The 3,012-nt window shown below is 62.5% G+C and carries 2 protein-coding genes and 2 pseudogenes; 3 read left to right on the top strand and 1 reads right to left on the bottom strand.

Annotation, left to right across the window (positions count from 1 at the left end):
• Positions 1–1,159, bottom strand: a pseudogene (gene argH, locus JCM19049_RS10675) (argininosuccinate lyase); the annotation flags it as partial.
• A 189-nt stretch (positions 1,160–1,348) separates the two neighbouring features.
• On the opposite strand from argH, the gene JCM19049_RS20230 reads away from it, so the two are divergent.
• The 3 genes and pseudogenes from JCM19049_RS20230 to JCM19049_RS20225 all read left to right on the top strand — a co-directional run bounded on the left by JCM19049_RS20230 (position 1,349) and on the right by JCM19049_RS20225 (position 2,482).
• Positions 1,349–1,477 (top strand): hypothetical protein, encoded by a 129-nt coding sequence (locus JCM19049_RS20230; RefSeq protein WP_279402968.1) that lies wholly within the window; start codon positions 1,349–1,351, stop codon positions 1,475–1,477.
• Entirely contained in the window at positions 1,468–1,758 is a 291-nt protein-coding gene (locus JCM19049_RS10670) for an ankyrin repeat domain-containing protein (RefSeq protein WP_306420782.1), read from the top strand. The genes JCM19049_RS20230 and JCM19049_RS10670 overlap by 10 nt, the downstream gene beginning before the upstream one ends.
• Before the next feature lie 173 nt (positions 1,759–1,931).
• Positions 1,932–2,482 (top strand): annotated as a pseudogene (locus JCM19049_RS20225) (macro domain-containing protein).
• Positions 2,483–3,012 lie beyond the last annotated feature (530 nt).

The raw sequence follows: 3,012 nt of genomic DNA, 5'->3' as shown, positions 1-3,012 counted from the left end.
GCACGCCCTGGGCGCACCAGCCATTCGGCGATGTCGGTGGCCAGCGCGAACCCCTGCGGGGCCAGCTCGGCCATCCGCTCGGTGTTGAAGCTCAAGGTGGCGATCATCCCGGCCACCGCCGGCAGCAGCAGCTCCAGGGTATCGGCGGCGTCGAACACCGGCTCCTTGTCCTCCTGCAGGTCACGGTTGTACGCCAGCGGCAGGGCCTTCAGGGTGGCCAGCAGCCCGGTCAGGTCCCCGATCAGCGCCCGGCCTTGCCGCGGGCCAGCTCGGCGATGTCCGGGTTCTTCTTCTGCGGCATGATCGAGGAGCCGGTGGAGAACGCGTCGTGCAGGGTCACGAACGAGAACTCCTTGGTGGCCCACAGGATCACTTCCTCGCTGATGCGCGAAAGATCCACGCCGATCATGGCCGTAATCCAGGCGAACTCGGCGAAGACGTCACGTGCCGCGGTTCCGTCGATCGAGTTGTGCACGGCCGAATCAAAGCCGAGTTCGGCGGCGACGAAGTTCGGATCCAGCCCCAGGGTCTGGCCGGCCAGGGCACCGGAGCCATACGGCGAGACCGCGGCGCGCTTGTCCCAGTCCACAAACCGCTGCACGTCGCGCAGCATCGGCCAGGCGTAGGCCAGCAGCAGATGCGAGAGCAGGATCGGCTGGGCGTGCTGCAGGTGAGTGCGCCCCGGCATGGGCGCGTAGGGGTGGGCCTTGGCTTGGGCGACGAGCGCGTCCATCGTCTCGATCAGGCCCTTGGCGATGATGCGCGCATGATCGCGCAGGAACATCCGACCCAGGGTGGCGATCTGGTCGTTGCGGGAACGGCCGGCGCGCAGCTTTCCGCCCAGCCCGGCGCCCGCCCGCTCGAGCAGGCCGCGCTCCAGTGAACCGTGGACGTCTTCATCCGACTCGGCGGCCACGTAGCGCTCGGTCTTGACGTCCTCCTCCAGCTGGTCCAGCGCGGCCAGCATCCCGGAGAGTTCGTCGTCGGTGAGCAGGTTCGAACGATGCAGGACCTTGGCGTGGGCGCGTGAACCGGCGATATCGTAGCTGGCCAGACGCCAGTCGAAGTGCGTTGACTTGCTCAGTGCCGCCATGGCTTCTGCTGGGCCGCCGGAGAAGCGGCCGCCCCATAGCGAACCTTCGTTGGTTGAAGAGCTCATGCCTAGTTCCTTTCAGCAGACACCATGTGGTGGACCGCAAGCTTTATATTCACTGTTGAACACTCTAACAAAGTTTATGCATAGAAGCTCATAAATATTCAATCTGGACTGCTCTATCCCGCGGAGGCAGTGTCGACGAGCGAGCGACACATCCTCGTCCCAAGTCCCAAGGCTCGTTAGACTAAAACCATGACTGATACCCCACGACAGCCGGAACTTTCCGATGAGCAAATAGAATTCCTGAACCAGGTGCTGGACATGGCCCGGCAGGGCAAGGTTCAGATGCTCAGCTCGGTCATTGATCAGGGATTCCGGTAAACCTGACCGACGGCAAGGGCGACTCCCTGCTGATCCTGGCTGCCTACAATTCACAGCCCGAAGTCGTGAAGGCGTTGATTGAGCGCGGAGCAGAGCTGGACCAGCTCAACGCACGCGGACAAAGCGCGCTTACCTGCGCGGTGTTCAAGCAGGACGAGGAGTCCACCCGCATGCTGCTGGAGGCGGGCGCCGACCCGAAGCTCGGGCCGCAAAATGCGTTGGCCGTAACCGAGATGTTCGATCTTCCCCAGTTCCGCGCCATCATCGAAGAGTACCTATAGGCCGTCCCAGCGCCTCGCTGAGCTTCCCAGAAAGTTCGCCCTCAGCACAGATTGACTGTGGTGGGGGCATACTTTTGCCTGTAGTTACCCGCGAAACCCTTCCACTGCCCATAGCCGCCGCGTAAGGTGATCTTACACATAGAGGAACACGGAGATTCTTGGAGGTACGACCCATGGAAATCCAACTCGTACGCGGGGATATCACGCGAGTCGGGGCTGAGGCTTTGGTGAATGCTGCCAACCCGTCACTGCTCGGCGGCGGTGGCGTTGATGGCGCCATCCACGAGGCCGCCGGCCCTGAGCTCCTGGCGGCGTGCCGCGCAGTGCGCAAGAACCAGTACCCCGATGGCATTCCCTCAGGTATTGCGGTCGCGACCAAGGCCGGAAAACTGGATGCGCGGTGGGTCATTCACACCGCGGCACCCAACCTGAATCTGGGCAAGGCGAACCCGAAGATCCTCTCCGATTGCTTCACCAACTCGCTATACGTGGCTACTCGCATGATGCTCATTCCGTCGCATTCCCCGCCATTGGTGCTGGGGCCTTCGGCTGGCCCGCTCAGCAAGTGGCCGAAATTGCTGCCAAGGCCATCGGCGACTGGGTTGAGACCAACAAGCACGTCACTTCCATTCACCGGATCATTCTGGTCTCCCACACCGATCAAGTGCAGAAGGCCTTTGAAGATGCCTTTGGCATGGAAAGCATCGAAGAGCTGGCTGCCTAGCCTGCAGCTTGTCGTTGAGCAAGGGGACGGCGGTGTACTGCATCGACTGCAGTACACCGCCGTCGTGTTTGCTCCGGGAATCAACCTTGCGAAGCACTGCAGCAAAAGTTAGCTGTCGGCTGCTTTAGGTGGGGTGGCCGCTGGCGGGTCCTGCCCAGGGCCCGGTCCGGTCCTCGATCCCCGACGACGACTGCTGTTGCGTTTGGTGGTATCCGGTGGCGGTCCGTCCGGCTTTGGCGGGTTCGTCTGACCCGGGACTGGTTTTTGTTCCGGTGGCTTTTGCCGGGCTGCTTGCTGCCCTGGTTTGGAAGGGTCTTCCCAGCTGGCGAACCAGTACCGGTTACGCCGCGGGGTCTGGGAAGGATCCAGGTGCTTGGGCAACACCACATGCGGCAACCCGTTCACATCAACGATCTTGAACTTCCCGGCATGATAGTCATCATGCTCCCGAGGACACAACAGGCCACCTTCACCCACACTGGTGCCACACCCTCCGGCCCAGCCCCCCGTTCTTCCAATGGTGGGCCTCG

This window comes from Arthrobacter sp. JCM 19049 (assembly GCF_001310435.1).
This window is presented reverse-complemented; position numbering and strand designations above follow the sequence as displayed.

Bases quoted from the DNA above. Each gene is read 5' to 3' on its own strand.
- JCM19049_RS20230 (WP_279402968.1), top strand. From the start codon at position 1,349: ATGACTGATACCCCACGACAGCCGGAACTTTCCGATGAGCAAATAGAA.